Origin of the sequence: Acinetobacter sp. NIPH 298 (assembly GCF_000369505.1) — a bacterium.
Classification (GTDB): Bacteria; Pseudomonadota; Gammaproteobacteria; order Pseudomonadales; family Moraxellaceae; genus Acinetobacter.
This window is the reverse complement of the sequence record NZ_KB850055.1, coordinates 1,712,658-1,730,728: the sequence shown is the minus strand read 5'-3', so window position 1 is coordinate 1,730,728 and position 18,071 is coordinate 1,712,658. Positions and strand designations below refer to the sequence as shown.

General features: G+C 39.2%; 18 protein-coding genes and 1 tRNA gene. 9 read left to right on the top strand and 10 right to left on the bottom strand.

From position 1 onward, the window contains the following. The first annotated feature begins 26 nt into the window (after positions 1–26). The 3 genes from F903_RS13110 (at position 27) to F903_RS13100 (ending at position 3,431) form a co-directional block, all read left to right on the top strand. Positions 27–821 (top strand): DUF817 family protein, encoded by a 795-nt coding sequence (locus F903_RS13110; protein ID WP_005197661.1) that lies wholly within the window; start codon positions 27–29, stop codon positions 819–821. A 181-nt stretch (positions 822–1,002) separates the two neighbouring features. Beyond that, complete coding sequence (locus F903_RS13105; RefSeq protein ID WP_004670517.1) at positions 1,003–1,473, top strand: DUF3015 family protein; 471 nt, start codon at positions 1,003–1,005, stop codon at positions 1,471–1,473. Positions 1,474–1,550: 77 nt separating this feature from the next. Next, on the top strand, positions 1,551–3,431 hold the full coding sequence (locus F903_RS13100; protein WP_005197660.1) for an Lnb N-terminal periplasmic domain-containing protein: 1,881 nt from the start codon (positions 1,551–1,553) through the stop codon (positions 3,429–3,431). Between the two features lie 32 nt (positions 3,432–3,463). Here the strand turns inward: F903_RS13100 and F903_RS13095 are convergent, their stop codons facing one another. The 6 genes from F903_RS13095 to trpD form a co-directional block, all read right to left on the bottom strand. After that, on the bottom strand, positions 3,464–3,826 hold the full coding sequence (locus tag F903_RS13095) for a cupin domain-containing protein (protein ID WP_005197659.1): 363 nt from the start codon (positions 3,824–3,826) through the stop codon (positions 3,464–3,466). Positions 3,827–3,849: 23 nt separating this feature from the next. Then, positions 3,850–4,398, bottom strand: a complete 549-nt coding sequence (gene folE, locus F903_RS13090) for a GTP cyclohydrolase I FolE (protein WP_005197658.1) — start codon at positions 4,396–4,398, stop codon at positions 3,850–3,852. A gap of 90 nt (positions 4,399–4,488) precedes the next feature. Then, the gene (locus F903_RS13085) at positions 4,489–5,178 is read right to left on the bottom strand and encodes a Smr/MutS family protein (RefSeq protein ID WP_005197657.1); all 690 of its coding nucleotides are present in this window, start codon (positions 5,176–5,178) and stop codon (positions 4,489–4,491) included. A 238-nt stretch (positions 5,179–5,416) separates the two neighbouring features. Then, positions 5,417–5,746: a hypothetical protein gene (locus F903_RS16285; RefSeq protein WP_005197656.1), complete on the bottom strand. Its 330-nt coding sequence runs from the start codon at positions 5,744–5,746 to the stop codon at positions 5,417–5,419. A 64-nt stretch (positions 5,747–5,810) separates the two neighbouring features. Further along, positions 5,811–6,617: an indole-3-glycerol phosphate synthase TrpC gene (trpC, locus tag F903_RS13075; protein ID WP_005197654.1), complete on the bottom strand. Its 807-nt coding sequence runs from the start codon at positions 6,615–6,617 to the stop codon at positions 5,811–5,813. 9 nt (positions 6,618–6,626) lie between these two features. After that, on the bottom strand, positions 6,627–7,676 hold the full coding sequence (gene trpD / locus F903_RS13070; protein WP_005197652.1) for an anthranilate phosphoribosyltransferase: 1,050 nt from the start codon (positions 7,674–7,676) through the stop codon (positions 6,627–6,629). Between the two features lie 270 nt (positions 7,677–7,946). Here trpD and F903_RS13065 point away from each other — a divergent pair, with 270 nt between their 5' ends. Further along, a complete protein-coding gene (locus F903_RS13065; RefSeq protein WP_005197650.1) occupies positions 7,947–8,747 on the top strand; it encodes an MOSC domain-containing protein in 801 nt (266 codons plus the stop codon). 70 nt (positions 8,748–8,817) lie between these two features. On the opposite strand, the gene F903_RS13060 is transcribed toward F903_RS13065, so the two are convergent. After that, complete coding sequence (locus F903_RS13060; protein WP_005197648.1) at positions 8,818–10,188, bottom strand: L-cystine transporter; 1,371 nt, start codon at positions 10,186–10,188, stop codon at positions 8,818–8,820. Between the two features lie 356 nt (positions 10,189–10,544). After that, positions 10,545–11,129, bottom strand: a complete 585-nt coding sequence (locus tag F903_RS13055) for an anthranilate synthase component II (RefSeq protein WP_005197646.1) — start codon at positions 11,127–11,129, stop codon at positions 10,545–10,547. A 1,399-nt stretch (positions 11,130–12,528) separates the two neighbouring features. Here F903_RS13055 and glnA point away from each other — a divergent pair. The 5 genes from glnA (at position 12,529) to F903_RS13030 (ending at position 17,354) form a co-directional block, all read left to right on the top strand. Further along, positions 12,529–13,944 carry a type I glutamate--ammonia ligase gene (gene glnA, locus F903_RS13050; RefSeq protein WP_171063427.1) on the top strand — a complete coding sequence of 472 codons (1,416 nt, stop codon included), beginning with the start codon at positions 12,529–12,531 and terminating at the stop codon, positions 13,942–13,944. Between the two features lie 356 nt (positions 13,945–14,300). Next, the gene (locus F903_RS13045; RefSeq protein ID WP_034595165.1) at positions 14,301–14,792 is read left to right on the top strand and encodes a chorismate--pyruvate lyase family protein; all 492 of its coding nucleotides are present in this window, start codon (positions 14,301–14,303) and stop codon (positions 14,790–14,792) included. A 14-nt stretch (positions 14,793–14,806) separates the two neighbouring features. After that, positions 14,807–15,688, top strand: coding sequence for a 4-hydroxybenzoate octaprenyltransferase (gene ubiA / locus F903_RS13040; protein ID WP_005197636.1), 882 nt, complete (start codon positions 14,807–14,809; stop codon positions 15,686–15,688). A gap of 112 nt (positions 15,689–15,800) precedes the next feature. After that, on the top strand, positions 15,801–17,060 hold the full coding sequence (locus tag F903_RS13035; RefSeq protein WP_005197633.1) for an alpha/beta hydrolase family protein: 1,260 nt from the start codon (positions 15,801–15,803) through the stop codon (positions 17,058–17,060). An 87-nt stretch (positions 17,061–17,147) separates the two neighbouring features. Beyond that, the gene (locus F903_RS13030) at positions 17,148–17,354 is read left to right on the top strand and encodes a hypothetical protein (protein ID WP_005197631.1); all 207 of its coding nucleotides are present in this window, start codon (positions 17,148–17,150) and stop codon (positions 17,352–17,354) included. Positions 17,355–17,374: 20 nt separating this feature from the next. Here F903_RS13030 and F903_RS13025 read toward each other — a convergent pair whose 3' ends face one another. After that, complete coding sequence (locus F903_RS13025) at positions 17,375–17,815, bottom strand: DUF2726 domain-containing protein (RefSeq protein WP_004670541.1); 441 nt, start codon at positions 17,813–17,815, stop codon at positions 17,375–17,377. Positions 17,816–17,878: 63 nt separating this feature from the next. Further along, positions 17,879–17,954 (bottom strand) — tRNA-Asn (locus F903_RS13020). Between the last annotated feature and the right edge of the window lie 117 nt (positions 17,955–18,071).

Genomic DNA, 18,071 nt, shown 5'->3' with positions numbered 1-18,071 from the left:
TTAAACGCATTTGAAGGGCGGATTTTGTGCAGTTAATTGGATTGGTGCTCAGTTTTTTGACTAAGGCAGTTTCGGCTGCTTTATTCGGTATATTGCTTTTAATTGCATTTGCATTAACCGCCCCGATGGGTAGCCATGAATATTATGGCTTCTTTCGCTATGACTATCTGTTGTTTTATGCCTTAGTGATTCAGGTTTGCTTGTTGTATTTAAAGCTCGAATCATGGGAAGAAGCCAAAGTTATTGCTTTGTTTCATATCATGGCAATGGGAATGGAAGTTTTTCTAACTCATCCTGCCATTGCCTCTTGGCAATATCCGCAACCTGCTATTTTAAAATTATTAACAGTGCCTTTATTTGCTGGTTTTATGTATTCGGCTGTAGGCAGTTTTTTTGCTCGATCATTGCGATTATATCAAGTTTCTTTTGAGAACCTACCCACTTTCGGCAATATGCTGTTATTGGCGGTGTTGTCGTATTTTAATTTCATGAGCAAGTTTTTTATTCCAGATATTCGTATGGGTCTGTTTATTTGGAGTGTGTTGATTTTTTGGAAAACCAAATTGTATTTCCAACTTGATCAGTATCGTTTTAAAATCCCGATGTTGCCTGTTTTACTGTTGCTCGCATTTCTCATATGGATTGCGGAAAATATCAGTACTTTTTATAAAATTTGGCTTTATCCGAGTCAGGTCAATAATTGGCATATGGTGGGGTGGGGAAAACTTGGTTCTTGGTATTTATTGCTCCTGTTAAGTTTGGTATTGGTACTTAAAATCTTAGGGACTAGAGGCAAAAATGGAACTTGGCGATTGAAATAAATAGGCGCTTCTTTGATTTAATCAATTTATTTATAAACGGATCTGTATAAATATTTCAGCGATATTTCAAATTTCATTTGCTAAAAAAGTTGAACCTCGCTATTTTATTTTGTGTGTGTGACTTTCACGGCACGATAGCAATAACAAATATTGAAGAATAATTGATACTGGAGACTTTCTTATGTTAAAAAAAATTGCATTAGCTGCATTACTCGCTGCTGGTTCAACCATGGCAATGGCTGATAATGATGTTGGTTGTGGTGTCGGTACACAGGTATGGGCTGGTAAAAAAGGTGTTGGACCTAAAATTCTTGCTGCGACCACCAACGGTATTTTTACTAACCAATTACTAGGTATTACTTTTGGTACTTTAGGTTGCCGTCAAGGTGGAACTGTTACTGCACAAGTTGTGACGTTTACCAATGAAAATGCTGAGTCTTTAGCGCGTGATATGGCGGTAGGTCAAGGCGAAAGCTTAAATGTACTTGCTGAACTTATGCAAATTAAATCAGAAGACAAAGCACGCTTCTTCGCAGTATCTAAAGCAAACTTTGCTGAGATTTACTCAAGCGAAAATCAACACACACTTCAAGTTCTAGATTCATTACAAAGTGTAATGGCAAATGATGACGTATTAAAAGCTTACGTTTAATCAGAAATGGTAGTGAACCCTGTCTTTTTGACAGGGTTTTCTTATATGGAAATTCTAAAAATATATTGTTGATGTGAATGAAATTAGCTACTTTTGCGATTGCGACTTTGATGTGCCATTTTGCACATGCGACTGCTACACCAAATATTCAAAACTATCTTAATCTTGCTGAACAAAAACAATTAGATCAACAGATCACTTGGCAACGCTTAATGTATGCAGATCAATCTGGAAAAAGTGAGGTCGACTATCAAGGTTACTTTTATGCAGAAGATGGTAAAACTGATTTAAATCACGAATTAAAAGCGGATATAAAAGCATTATTTCTAGAGTCAGCAGATAATCAGTCATTTCGATGCAAGTTTCCTGCGCGTAGTCGTTGGTTGATGCAACAGTTAAATATTGATGTTAAACAACTACCATTGGCGAATTGTGCTGAATTTGAAGAATGGATCAATCAGATTAATCCTTATAAAGCGACATTGATTTACGCAACCGATTTTATGGGTAATCCAAGCTCAATGTTTGGACACACCTTATTGCGTTTAGACCCAAAAGATCAAAAAGAATTAAATTTGGTTTCTTATGCTGTCAATTATGCTGCAACTGTTAACAACCAAGATAACTGGTCTTATGCGTGGAAAGGTTTAACAGGACAGTATCCAGGTGAATATTCTTTGATGCCATATTATCGAAAAGTAAAAGAGTATGGTGACTTTGAAAGTCGGGATTTGTGGGAATATGAGCTGAATTTAACCGCTGAAGAAACACGATTTTTGGTTGAGCATATTTGGGAAATGCAGCATGTGAGCTTTCCTTATTATTTTGTCAGTGATAATTGTGCTTATCGTTTGCTGGGTTTAATTGATTTGGTTCGTCCAAATCTAAACTTAAAGGCTCAATTTAATTATGCCGCGATTCCAATTGAGACGCTTAAAACTGTAGAGCAGCAGAAGTTGGTTAAAGACATTGTTTATCGTCCTGCATTAGAAACGCAATTGCTTGCTCAAGCAAAACAACATGGCACAGCCTTAGCCAAAGTCGCACATCAAGTTGCATTTTCAGCGATCGAACAAGTCTCGGCTGTCTTGGTATCTTATAGCCCCCAAGATCAGGCTAAAATCCTAGAAATGGCATACGATGATTTGTACTTGCAATATATTAGCAATAAAGCAGACGGTGATGTGGCTCAAGTTCATTTGCGACAATTATTGGCTAAACGTAGCCAGATTCAGATCGATAAACAACGTCAAGAACCTGCACAACCAAAGATTCAACCTGTTGAAGGGCATCATGCTCGAAATCTATCTATAAATGTAGGTGAGGTGCAAGGACAAAAGTTCGTTGAGTTGGGGCATCGTCAAGCCTATCACGACCTTATTGATCCATCTGGTGGCTATCGATTGGGTACACAGCTACTGTTTTTAAATGGTGCACTACAATACCGTGATGACCAACTGAAACTTGAACACTTAGATCTATTGGCTGTGAATTCTTATAACCCGATTCAGCCGTTTAAAGCACCACTCACGTGGGGATTTAATTTAGGTTGGAAGCAAGAAGCCGTCGAAAAAGGACAGTTTAGCCAAGATCAGCAACATGGTGTTATGAATCTGAATATGCAGGCGGGATATAGTTTGGCGGATTACAATCGTCAACATCTATGTTATGTACAATTGCAAGGGCATCTGCAAGCTGGAAGTGCATTAGACAAAGGTTGGCGTGTTGGAGTAGGACCAACATTGGGTTGTATGAATCAATGGTCTGATCAGTGGAATAGTTTGCTACAAGTTGAGTTGCCTTATTGGCAGGATCAAAGTCAATGGAATCTAAGAATAGGGACGCATGTTCAGTATAGTTTGAATGCGAATAATGCGCTGCGTTTGAATTGGCAATATGAACAGCAAGATCACAAAGATTGGACAAAATTGGGTTTGGGGTATGTTCGGTTTTTTTAGATATTGGGTTGAGATGGTGTGGTCATAAGTGATCACACTTCTACAATGACATAGTATTTTTTAACTGCTTCAACTACTTCAAATGTACCTAAAAATGCAGGAGGAATAATTCCCGCATTGCCAGCAGTCACCTCAATAAAAGAGTGGTTTTTTGCATCATGAATGCGCACCACACCCTCAATAACCTGAAAAAATTCTTGTTTGTTGTCCGCAAACTGGATATTCCATGCACCTATTTCACATTGCCAAATCCCGCAGCTCATATGCGCATGTTCATAAAGGCTATAAGTCAAACGTTCAGGATTGCCTTTAACTAAGCGGTCAGGGCGAGGGTGGTCTACACTGGCTTGATTCGGTGTTAAATCACCATGACCTGCTAAGTAAATAGATGACATGTTCTTCATGCTCAGATCGGTTATTAATAACTTTCAGGAACTGCACTCAAAAACTCACGACGTGCATCTTTATCTGTTTTAAACTCACCTACGAAAGAAACGGTACGCGTGGTTGATTCTTGTTTACCCACACCGCGCATCATCATACACATATGCGCTGAGTCGATGACCACAGCTACACCACGTGCTTGAGTGACTTCGGCAACGGCTTCTGCGATTTGCTGGGTCAAGTTTTCTTGAATCTGCAAACGACGTGCGAACATTTCAGTAATCCGCGCAAATTTTGATAAGCCTAAAACCTGACCTTCAGGTAGATAAGCAATATGCACGCGACCATAGAATGGGAGAAGGTGGTGTTCACAAAGCGAGTAAAACTCGATGTTCTTCACCAATACCATTTCATGGTTATCGGAAGGGAAAACCGCATTATTGGTTACTTCTTCAAGCGTTTTACTATAACCAGAGGTTAAAAAAGAAAAAGCTTTAGCCGCACGCATAGGGGTATCTTGTAAGCCCGGGCGAGTTAAATCCTCACCAACGGCAGTTAAGATGTTTGCGTACGATTGCTGCATAGACATAACAATGTTCACTTAGGTGGGTTGAACAAAACGGGAATTGTATCAGAAAACGATTGAAAAAATTAATTTTGAACCAAATGCCGATTATTGTTTGTACTTTGGGTTCTTTTCTGCGCGTTTAAGCAGCACGAGAACCGCGCCAGTACCGCCTTGGGTCTCAGGTGCACTGACAAAAGCGAGTACATCGCGATGTTGTTTGAGCCATCCATTGACATAGGTTTTTAAAATCGCTTCTGGGCCTTTGCCGTGTACAATTTTAATGACATTTTGATTTTCATCTTTTGCCATTTGGATAATTTGTAATACCGCAGCGCGTGCTTGTTCAACGGTACAGCCGTGTAAATCGACCGCTTCAAACCAGCGAATTTTACCAGCTTTGAGGTCTTCAAAAACTTTGTGCTGCAAAGTGGCGATGCGATAGCTGAGCGTGGCTTGGCTTGCGACAGGGTTTAAGATGGCTTGGGTATCAGAGATTTCTGCTGACTCATGTTCTGTTGAACCTTCAGCCGCAGCGCGTTTTGCTAAAGTTTGTGCATCTACTTTTTTGCGACGAGCAGGTTTAACATCAGCAATATTGTCATTGGCGATCGGTTTTACACCCTGTAGTGCTTTTTTAAAAAGCTCAGTGTCTTCTAATTCTTCAGCAACGGCTTGTACCTTTTTCGATTCGGCTTGTTGCTCGATCTTGCTCGTTTGTGGCTGAGAGATTTGCTTTTTAAATTGTTTCAGTAAATTAAACTGATCTTTAGAAAGCGATGAATCATGTTTGCTCATAATTTCAGTTAAATATGCGAGATAGGAGATAGGTGCAAAATTATAGTCTGAATCTGTTGAGATTTGAACTGAATTGCAATTAAGTAACGGATTTGATGCAAAGGTAGGGCTCTTCAATATGCTTAATATTTCGAGTAGGCTTTAAACATTATTTAAAATAATAAAATAAAAGCATCAGACAATAACCATTGTGTAATTTAAAGTTAGATAGATGATTTTTTCCAAGTTAAAAATATTTCTAACATTGCATTTTTTTTACCAAGCAAACATCACGATATGAGTAATATTTTTCATAGTCATTTCTAATTTGGCTATTTTCAATCCTACAAGCCAAATTGTTAATAAATGGTCTACCTTGCTCTAAATATTCTTGAATTGCTCTCTGGTCTAGAATGATAGTTTTTTCCCAACTCGTGGCTTGGTTATTTACATTAACATTGAGATATATACCTTCATTGTCTTTATAAAGCTCCCATAAGTAAGGTTCTATTTCTATTAAATGCATATTAGTTTTACCTTGATTTTGAAACTCACAAGAAGATGCCCATGTATTATTATTTAAAATCATGATATTTGATCGTAAAAAAAGCCAAATCTATTCAGATTTGGCTTTGCGTATTTAGGTGATAAACCTAAACCAACTCAGGCTCACCAAACAATTCATTAAACGCTTGATCAGGATGAGGCTGTTTCATAAAACTTTCACCAACAAGGAAAGTATGAATATCATTAGCTTGCATCACCTCTACATCAGCAGGCGTGGCAATTCCACTCTCAGTGACCAAAACACGAGAAGCTGGCAGCAATTTCTTTAAACGTAATGAGGTTTCTAAATCCACATCAAAAGTTTTAAGATTACGGTTATTCACGCCCAAAATACATTGCTCAGAAAGCTTTAAAGCGCGTTTCAGTTCATATTCATCATGTACTTCAACCAATACGTCAAGCTGATGCTCAAATGCAGTCTTAGACATTTCTTCAAGCTGTTGATCAGATAAACATGCCACGATCAATAAAATACAATCCGCTTGTAATGCACGGGCTTCAACGACATTATACGGATCAATCAAGAAATCTTTGCGTAACGCAGGCAAGGCACAATGATTGCGTGCAATCGCAATATTTTCATCAGCACCTTGGAAGAAATCCACATCGGTCAGAACCGATAAGCAGGCCGCACCCGCTTGTTCATATTGTTGTGCAATTTCAGCAGGATTAAAGTTTGCACGAATAATGCCTTTTGATGGAGAGGCTTTCTTAATTTCAGCAATTACAGCAGGGCGTTTATGCTGTAAAGCCTTGGCAAAACCACGAACAGGAGTTGCTTCTTTCGCCCATTGTTCAACATCATGCAAGCTACGTTGTTTTAAACGTGTAGCAAGTTCCTCATGTTTGCGGTCAACAATTTTACCTAAAATGGTATTTTGAATATCGATCATGAGAAATCCTTAGTCTGCCTGATATTGTTTCAATGTTTTGGTAAATTCAGCCAAGATACTCATTTTTTCTAGGGCTTGACCGCCGCAAAGAATATCTTGTGCCAGTTCAACTGCTTGTTTATAGGTTTTAGTGAGTCCTGCAACATAAATCCCAGCGGCTGCGTTCAGCGCAATCATATTTGCGGCTTTTTCACCAATTTCAGATTTGTTACGGCCTAAAGCATCTTTGATCAGCTTTAAGCTTTCTTCAGAACTATTTACCACTAAACCAGTCAGTGTTTGAGATGGAATCCCGACATCATCAGGGGTCAACATCCATTCTGTAATTTCGCCATCTTTTAATTCAGCAACTGCGGTTGGTGCTGCGAGACTAATTTCATCTAAACCATCTTTAGAATGCACAACCAATACATGTACAGCGCCAAGTTGTTTAAGAACTTCTGCGATTGGTCGGCAAAGCTCATCTGAAAAGACACCAATGACAAAACGATTTACGCCAGCAGGATTGGTTAAAGGTCCCAATAAGTTGAAAATACTACGAATGCCTAGTTCACGACGAGGAGCAACTGCATATTTCATTGCTTTGTGGTGATTGGGTGCAAACAGAAAACCCACGCCCATTTCACGGATACAACGTTCAGTTTGTTGCATGTCCAAATCAAGCTGGATGCCCATTTGTTCAAGCACATCAGATGAGCCAGACTTACTCGAAACACCACGATTTCCATGTTTAGCAATGGTTGCACCAGCTGCTGCAACTACAAAGCTTGATGCTGTAGAGACATTAAATAAGTTCTGACCATCACCGCCAGTTCCGACGATATCAACGAGATGTGGAATATCACTGACATCAATTTTAATGGCGAACTCACGCATGATCCGTGCGGCAGCAGTGATTTCATCAATACTCTCACCCTTCATACGCAACCCCATCATTAGTGCGCCGATTTGAGCATCGGTTGCTTCACCTTGCATAATGCTGCGCATGACATTTTCCATTTGCGACTGGGTCAAATGAATGTTTTTAGTAATGTGATTGAGTGCCTGTTGGATATTCATAGTCATGAGTTACAGCATTATGATTGATTAAAAAATTAAGAATAGAATAGGGGTTGATCGCAATGGGTTCGGTATGACCTTGATGTAATACATGCTTTCAAAGCGAGTGAGTTATGTTATCAGAAAATAATGCAGATTTTATAGGCTTTAAATAAAAACTATGTGATGCCTTAAATTTAGACATATTGCTATAATTTTCAACTATTATTCTGTTTTGATTAATGAACTTCTTTACCGAACGATTCTGTTTGTCTTTGTGGGGATTTTTACATGCTTGTCAGTCAACTTTTCTATTATCCAGTGAAGTCATGTCGAGGCAATAAATGCATTGAAATGGAAATTGATGCCTTTGGGCCAAAGTGGGATCGCCGATGGATGATCGTTGATAAAGATGGTCGTTTTGTTACACAAAGGCAAGTTGCTGAAATGGGACAAATTGGAGTGTCTATTTCTTCTGCAAGTGTAAGTTTTAGTTATCAATCTGAACAGATCGAACTGAGTATGCTTGAAGCGCAAGGCCAAAAAGATGAACGTTTAGTGACCGTATGGCGCGATCAACTCATTGGAAATCGTATTGATCATCCAGTAAATGTTTGGTTGAGTCAAAAACTGGGGCGAGAAGTGCAACTGGTTTATATGCCGCAAGAGACTGTTCGCCAAGTTGATTTGGAATATGCAGAGTTAGGTGATCGAGTCGGTTTTGCTGATGGTTTTCCATTTCTGATCATCAGTGAAGCATCGGTAGAGTTTCTTGCTGAAAAAGTGGGCTACCCATTAGATGTGCAGCGATTTAGACCGAATATTGTGATTTCTGGATGCGAAGCATTTGCCGAGGATCAATGGAAACAGATTCAAATTGGTGAAGTGACGTTTGATTTGGTTAAACCGTGTTCGCGCTGTGTTATTCCAACCATTGATTTGGAGACGGGTCAAAAGCAGCCAGCATTAATGCAGGCGATGTTGGCATATCGTAAGCAGGGAAATAAGGTCATGATGGGACAAAACGCCCTGCATCGAAAAGAAGGGACGATTGCAATTGGACAAGAAGTTCAAATTCTAAAGATGGTGTAACTGCATTTTAGTTTTGATTTATCGGCTGAAAAAAATGCCAATCGATTGGTGTCGATTGGCATAATCATTTCTAGGTTTGTTGAGGCTGATCTTCTACAGGCGTTCTGACTCCCAATATTTGACTGGTTGCTGTACCAGCAGTCATAGAGCCATTCACATTCAAGGCAGTGCGTCCCATATCAATCAGTGGTTCGATTGAGATAAGTAAAGCAACAAGCGTGATTGGTAAGCCCATGATTGGCAATACAATTAGCGCTGCAAAGGTTGCGCCACCACCAACACCAGCCACGCCGATCGAGCTAAGTGTAACGATGACAATCAATTGTGCAATCCACAGTGGATCAAGGGGATTGATGCCGACAGTTGGTGCGACCATCACCGCGAGCATTGCTGGATATAAACCAGCACAACCATTTTGTCCAATCGTTGCGCCAAACGATGCAGAAAAGCTGGCAATACCTTCAGGTACACCGAGTTGCTTAGTTTGGGTTTCAATATTCAAAGGAATACTGGCTGCACTTGAACGACTAATAAAGGCAAAGCTTAAAACAGGGAATGCTTTTTTAAAGAAATCGATAGGGTTGACGCGTACAAATAGCAATATAAGCGCATGTACGAGTAACATGATCGCCAGACCCAAATAAGATGCAATGACAAACTCACCTAATTTAACAATGTCCGCTAAATTTGCAGTAGCAACCATTTTGGTCATCAATGCAAGCACACCGTAAGGGGTAAATTGCATAACTAAACGGACGAGGCTAATAACCAGAGCTTGTAGTGCTTCGATACCATGACGGATTCGTTCGCCATTCACAGTATCTTTTTCCATGAGTTTAAGTGCAGCAACACCTAGGAAAGCAGAAAATATGACCACACTAATAATTGCAGTCGGGCGAATCCCTGTTAAATCAGCAAAAGGATTTTGTGGGAACAATGAAAGCAATAATTTGGGTACATCTAAGTCTGCAACTTGACCAATATATTGACTTTCTATCGCAGCTAAACGAGCCGTTTCTTGTGTGCCTTGAACTAAACCTTCAGCGGTTAAGCCAAATAAATTGGTAATACTGGCACCAACGAAAGCAGCAATTGCCGTGGTCACCAATAAAATGCCTACCACCAATACACTGATTTTTCCGAGAGAGGTGGTTTGGTGTAATTTGATCACGGCACTTAAAATTGAAATAAAAATGAGCGGCATGATCACCATTTGCAACAATTGCACATAACCATTACCGACAATGTTGAACCATGCGACCGAATGTTCCAGAATTTGACCATCACCATAAATGGTTTTGAGTGCTAAACCGAAGAAAATACCAACCACCATACCGATCAGTACTTTTTTGGCCAGACTCCAGTCATGTCGATACGTGAAAAACAATCCTGCTAGCAGCAGGATAAAAACAAGAATATTCAATAAAACTAATGTATTCACAATAAGTATCCTGATCTTTGCTTCAGGCGAAGTGTGCTAAAAAAATGACTTGAGATTTTAGCACCCGATTGTTGATAACCTTAATCATTCCTATCACTATGCTTAATCTAAAAAATGAAAAAGCAGCCGATTTAACTTTGAATTTATGGAAAGATTTGTTTTTAAAACATGTGAAAAGTGTATTAATTGTTGAAAAATAATGATTTGTTTTAAACTTAAACTTTTCCGATTAATTTTAAAACTGGAAATTTTGCCTGTATGTATAGGTTGTATATGCTTTTTATATGTTCAAAATAAAAACAGCCTATTCATTTAAATAGGCTGTTGGAACTAGAAATCTGAAACTAAATATCCGTTTAAGCGTAAATATCGAGGAAGTTTTTGAAAATCTGATGACCATGTTGGCTCAAAATAGACTCAGGATGAAACTGAACCCCTTCAATTGGCAGTGTTTTGTGTTTTACGCCCATGATTTCTTCAATGGTGCCATCTGTTTGATTGGTCCAGCACGTGACTTCTAAACAGTCAGGAAGCGTTTCTTGCTCAATCACGAGAGAGTGATAACGTGTGGCAGCAAAAGGCGAAGGCAAATCACTGAAAATACCTTTATCACTATGATGCATGTCGGATAAGCGCCCGTGCATGACTGTTTTTGCACGAATAATATTTCCGCCGAAAGCCTGTCCAATGGCTTGATGACCTAAACAGACACCGAGTAAAGGAATTTTGCCTGCAAAGTGATTGATTGCAGCAATGGAAATTCCTGCTTCGCTTGGAGAGCATGGACCAGGACCAATCACCAGATATTTTGGCTGCCATCGCTGTATATCCTCTAATGTGACTTGATCATTACGAACAACTTTTACTTCTTGATTCAACTCGCCAAAGTATTGAACGATGTTGTAAGTAAATGAGTCATAATTGTCAATCATTAGAAGCATTTTAGATTCAACCTATTGATTATATTTGAGATTTTAACATGTGGTCTTGTTTGTTACCGACATTGTTACTCACTTTAATAAAACTGGCTATGTATAAATAGAGAAGCCGCTTTATTTAAGCGGCTAATGTATCAGATTTTGATTCCCTTGTGACCACCTCATTCACGTATGAATCGAGGTAGTAGCTAAAATGGTATTTACGACGGCCGTGAGGTCAGTGTGGGGTTGGAAGCTTCTATTAACCAGATACAAGCGTTTTACATTCAGTTTAAAAAGAACCGCCTAAGTGATGGATTTTAGCGACTAAACATTCTGTAAAACGCAGGAAACAGCGAGATAAATATTTTATTGTGTAGTTATTCTTTAAAAAATCATTAAAAACATTTCATATTTTATTGACGTAGTTCACACTTTTATTTATATTTGAGACTTACTTTAATAAAAAAGTAAACAACAATAACCTTAATTCAGCGCAAAACAAGAATCAAGGTGAAACCCACTCTCTTTTAGAGGGTGGGTTTTTTAATGGGTGAGATTCATGACTGAAAGTAAAAAAGAGCAGTGCCTTTAGCTGATTTGTGTATTGATCAGTATTACATTGTGAGTGATTTAAAAAGTATTGTAGTCGAGCCTTAGAGCTTGATGAGCTAACGTCTGCAATCAGAGCAATGAGCTATTGGGCAAGCATTTAAACATGTTTAGTGACAGGGTTGAGCACCCATACAAGCACATAAGACAGGGGCGCGATAATATGCTTCTGCTCAATCAGTAGAAGTGTGATTATAACTCTCTGAAAATTTTAACTCTATTGTGCTTTTTATTTAGATGAATCTATTTATAAATTGATACGATTCAATATCCATACGTATGAAGGAGGATTGAGATACAGAGGGTAGGAAATAATCGTAACAAAAACAAATGATCAATGGTGAATATTTCGAGAGCAGATGATTTTTACATAGATAAAGTGACCGACTAAAATTGTGTTTAAAAAGACCAATAAATTTTTATAATTGAAAGGTTTGAAAAAATAAATGACAAGTGAATCGAAAGTCTAAATGAATTGAATGGAATCAATTTGAAAAGAATGATATAAAAACTCAGTTTATGCTAAAGAATGGCGTAATTGGCACTACATTAGTTCTTTGATATGTATTTATGCACCATTTTGGATCGCATTGTCTATTTTGGGGATGCGTTAAAATGGAAATGTTTAAATATGGTGCATTTGCAAATAGTGGGCAAGATATATAGAGATTGAACATGGAGCTTAAATCATTTTTTCTGCAAAGAATTTCAATGTTTTAGGTACGCTTTTAAATTATTGGTATGATAATTGCTATTTATACACCAACAACTAACACGCACTTAACGAGTGCATAAAAATTCATTGGAGCAAATGAGCATGGCGAACAAGGTCCTTCAACTCATCAAAGAAAGCGGCGCAAAATGGGTCGATTTTCGCTTTACTGATACCAAAGGTAAAGAACAACACGTAACTTACCCAGCTGATACGATTGATGAAGATACATTTGAAGACGGTAAAATGTTTGATGGTTCTTCAATCGCTGGCTGGAAAGGCATTGAAGCATCTGACATGATCTTACGTCCAGACGCTGAAACTGGTTTTCTTGACCCGTTCTTTGCTGAGCCAACAGTTGTTGTGACTTGTGACGTAATCGAACCATCTACTGGTCAAGGTTACGAGCGTGATCCACGTTCGATTGCTCGTCGTGCTGAAGAGTATTTAAAATCTACAGGTATCGGTGATACTGCATTCTTTGGTCCAGAACCAGAATTCTTCGTTTTTGACGAAGTTAAATGGGATATCGACATGTCTGGCGCTCGCCATACATTGATCGCTGAAGAAGCTGCTTGGTCTACTGGTAAAGACTTTGAAGCGGGTAACTCTGGTCACCGTCCACGTGTGAAAGGCGGTTACTTCCCAGTTCCTCCTGTTGACTCTCATCAAGATATGCGTGCTGAAATGTGTGCACGTATCGAAGACATCATGGGTCCAGGTCGTGTAGAAGTACATCATCACGAAGTTGCATCTTGCCAGTTAGAAATTGGTGTGAGCTTCAATACACTTGTTCGTAAAGCGGACGAAGTTCAACAATTCAAATATGCAGTTTGGAACGTTGCTCATCAATATGGCAAAACTGCGACATTCATGCCTAAACCAATGGTTGGTGATAACGGTTCTGGTATGCACGTTCACATGTCGATCGCTAAAGATGGCAAGAACTTGTTTGCTGGTGATGAATATGCTGGTTTGTCTGAAATGGCATTATTCTTCATTGGCGGTGTAATCAAACACGCTCGTGCCTTAAATGCGATTACTAACCCTTCTACAAACTCGTATAAGCGTTTAGTTCCACATTACGAAGCGCCGATTATGCTTGCTTACTCAGCACGTAACCGTTCAGCTTCTATTCGTATTCCATACGTTTCTAACCCTAAAGGTAAGCGTATCGAAGCACGTTTCCCTGATCCAATGATGAACCCGTACTTAGGTTTTGCAGCATTGTTGATGGCTGGTATTGACGGCATCCAAAACAAAATTCACCCAGGTGAAGCTGCTGATAAGAACTTATATGATCTTCCTCCTGAAGAAGAAGCGAAAATCCCAACTGTGGCGCACAGCTTAGATATGGCGATTGAAGCACTTGAAGCGGATCATGAGTTCTTGTTGAAAGGTGGTGTATTCACTAAAGAAATGCTTGATGCATACATCGAACTTAAAACTGATGATGTTCGTCGTCTTAACACGACAACTCACCCAGTTGAATTCGATATGTACTACAGCTTGTAATACATTCCGATTCAAAAAGCTCGCTTCGGCGGGCTTTTTTATTGAAAAATTCATGTAAACTCATAGGGTCTGTTGGCACTTCACAGATGCTTGCGACAGAGGACATTTTTTAGATGTTACAAGGCGGGGCGTATGAAATTTAGTGCTTCTAAATGAATACGAGCTAACGTAGTAACCTCAAAAAATGACCCTGTCCCGAAGGGTTATGTCTAAAACTTCCCCAAACTTCGTTATGAAACTTGACAAGGGTATCGCCATTGTCTACGTTCCATGCCTTGTTTGTGTGGTTTTAGCCTATAACGCAATGCATGGCTGAAGTATCAGCAGACCCTTATGATGTTTTTAGTGAGCCGAGCATGCGTAATTTACAACCAAGTAGAATAAAGGGCAGGGATATTCCACCTGAATTAAAAAAATGGTTGTATGCATCGGGTTCACTCACTCAACAGCTCACTGACCTCGGTGCTGGGGAATTTCATGTTGAACGAATTAAAGAGCAGTATCAACGCTTATTATTTGCCGATAGTCAGTGGATGAGAATGCCATATACGCATATTGCATGGGTTCGAGAAACTTACTTATATGGTTCAGAGCAGCAGGCTTGGGTGAAAGCAAAAAGTATTTTTCCTATTTTAAGCTTACAAAAAAAAGCACGATTATTTAAACATATTAGAAATAAGCCAATTGGTTGGTTTTTATTTCAGCGAACTAATCCAGCCTGCGAACGTCGCGTGATTTATCTCACGGATGGCTGGACGCGGCAAAGTTGCTATACGTGGCATGGTTGCAAATTTATCGTACAGGAAACATTCTTGCCTGCATTTGAACAGTTTATTCGACAGCATTGACTCTAAGGGGCAACATGGAAACAGTGCAACAAACAACATGGCGACAGCGTTTAGCAGCATATTATTATTTGTGTCGTTTTGATAAGCCGATTGGTACAGAGTTGGTGTTCTGGCCAACCATGTGGGCATTATGGATCGCATCTAAAGGCATCCCTGATTTTAAAATATTGTTGGTGATGACCCTTGGTGTGCTCTTTATGCGAGCTGCAGGTTGCGCGATCAATGATTTTGCAGACCGTAAAGTGGATGCCCATGTTGAGCGTACCAAAGCTCGTCCTCTTGCAACTGGGGTGATTAGAGCGAGAGAAGCTGTTTTTGTTTTTCTTGGTTTGGTTGCAGCAAGTGCCTGTCTTTTATTTTTCTTGCCGATTGAAACCTTTTATTGGTCATTTGGAGCGTTATTTCTCGCTTTCATCTATCCTTTTATGAAGCGCTATACCCATTTACCTCAGGTATTCTTGGGTGCTGCATTTTCTTGGTCGATTCCAATGGCTTATACCGCAGTTGGACAGACACCTGATTTAATTTGCTGGCTTTTGTATTTCGGAAATTTGGCTTGGACAGTGGCTTATGATACTCAATATGCAATTACAGACCGTGAATATGATTTGAAAATTGGTGTGAAATCTACCGCAATTTTATTTGGTCGATTTGATATACAAATTATAGGATCATTGCAACTGTTAAGTTTGGGTTTGATCGGTAGTGCACTTTATTTGGAAGATCTTTTAATTCCATTTGGACTGGCTGCATTATTGGTTGTTGCTGCTGATTTTATTTATCAAGCAGTTAAAACCAAAGATCGGGATCCGCAGATTTGTTTTTGGGCATTCCGTCACAATCGCTGGGTTGGAATGATCATTTTTATTGGAATCTTTTTAGAATTCATGATTTAAAAATGACTTATTAGTTGAAAAGTGTCCTATGCAGGGCACTTTTTTTATGCCTTAATAAAGTCGCATGTAGTTTCATGCACACAAAATAAAACAAGGACTAAAAGGATATTTTATGAAACGGTCTAATATTGCTTTGGCAATGACGTTCTCTATTTCTGCATTATTTTTATCAGCATGTAATGATGATAAGGATTCAAATCAAAGAGATAATCAGAAGGACAAATCTTTTGTTTCGGAAACTTCTTATACCTATGAGTCAGAAGGTCTCGGCGATTTAAGTGCTGCTAGTTCAATCAAAGTTATGAACTATAAAATGCCAAATGTATTAGGGAAGACGGTTGAAACGTCTGCTTTAGTATTTTTTCCTAAAATTGCAAAACCAAAAGATGGTTATCGAGTTGTGGTTTGGGCGCATGGAACATTAGGTGGGGCTGATAAATGTGCGCCAACCAATACGCCATTAAATCCAAACTTTAAGAATTATACTGCAAAGAATTTGCTAGAACAGGGCTATGTGATTGTTGCGCCAGATTATGAGGGTTTGGGTGGAGCGGGAGAACATCCTTATTTACATATTCCAAGTGAAGCGCGTTCAGCACAGTATGCGGTTAAGGCGGCTAAAGAATATTATGGTCAACAGTTGCAAGGTTCGTGGATGTCTGTGGGCCAATCACAAGGTGGGCAAGCATCATTAGGGATTGCTGAATATTCAAATAATGATGCAACTTATAAAGGGGCGGTTGCGGGTGCACCAGCATCTAGTCTGGATAAAATTATTTTAGAGGTTGCACCTGAAGCGATTGATACTTTACCGCAATCTGCAGCGATTGATACTTATGCGACTTTGTTATCTTACGCGGCGCTAACTGGTGTAGGGATTACTTCTTATGAACCGACATTTGGTTATCAAGGAATATTTGGAAGTGCTAAAGCAAAAGAAATAGCAACGTTGGCGAAAACTGAATGTTTAGGTGAAATTGTACAGGCTTATAAGCAAGATATTCAAAGTTATGTCGTGGATAATCCGACGGCTAAAGTTTCTGAGTATCCAGGTATCGATGTCGAAGCGTTTAAGAACGATGCAACCATTCAAAAGTTCTTAACGGATTATAGTCAGCCGACAACCAAGAAGTTGAATAAGCCTATTTATATTATCCAAGGTAAATACGATACTAATGTCCCTTATGTAATTACAAAGGCATTATACGATGCAATGTATAGCTCTGGAACAAAAGTGGAGTTAAAGACTGTTGATATTGTACCAAGTTCAGCTAATCCTGTAGTTAATGGATCGCACACTGGCGCGATTCTCGCAGCGAATGACAGTGGTGAGTTGGTCCAATTTATTAAGCAAAATATGCCAGCACAATAAAAATTGATGTTGAAAAAGAGTCTCTTTCTAGAGGCTCTTTTTTGTTATAGTGTCGCAACTTTAAAATGTTAATTTTTTGGATCGGCTATGAGTCAAAATGCAGTTGAGAAGAAATCTGTACCTTGGGTATTGATGGGATTGGGGTTATTGATTCCAATTTTTATCATAGGAATGGCTTTTTTAGCGGCAAAGAGTGATGCAAAAACCAAGAAAGAATATGATCAGCAAAGAGCAGAAATGGCTAAAAAATTTGAACAGCAAAAAAATGTGGGACACGCAGAAAAAGCTGAGTGATAACTTTTGATATTGTTGATTTATCGAATATCCATCTGTAACTGCTTTATAGATGGAATTTGAGTATATCGTTGTACTTGATATCCTGCCTCTTGCAACATTTGATCACGTTTCTGGTCTTCTAGTTCTTTTCCGATATGACTTGGATCATCAAGTTCAATAATTGCCACAACTTTCATTTCTTTGTCTAAAACCACAAAATCAGTAACCTTGCGATTGAAGCGGTTGCGAATCTTGTAGTGCTTACTGGTAATCAGTGCGCTAAAGGCTACTTGCGCCAATATATTGTGGTGGGGGAATGCTTGCTGAAGCCTAGAAAACATTTGAGACTCAAATGCAGTGATCACCGGACGGGCGAAATAATTTTGTTTTAGGAAAAAAGGTCGCAGGTAACTGATCAGTAGCAGTACTGTGCTTATACTACCAATCAGCAAAAAGATGAGTTGCGTTGATTCAGACATATTCTTATCAAAGTGCTAATAAAAAACCCACTGCATATAGATATGAGTGGGTTTTTAGAATCTTGGCTCTCCCACCTGGGCTCGAACCAGGGACCTGCGGATTAACAGTCCGTCGCTCTACCGACTGAGCTATGGGAGAATCTGGATATGCAGATCATGCATATCGGTACTAACGGTCAAGCGAGCCAATAAAAACTTGGCTCTCCCACCTGGGCTCGAACCAGGGACCTGCGGATTAACAGTCCGTCGCTCTACC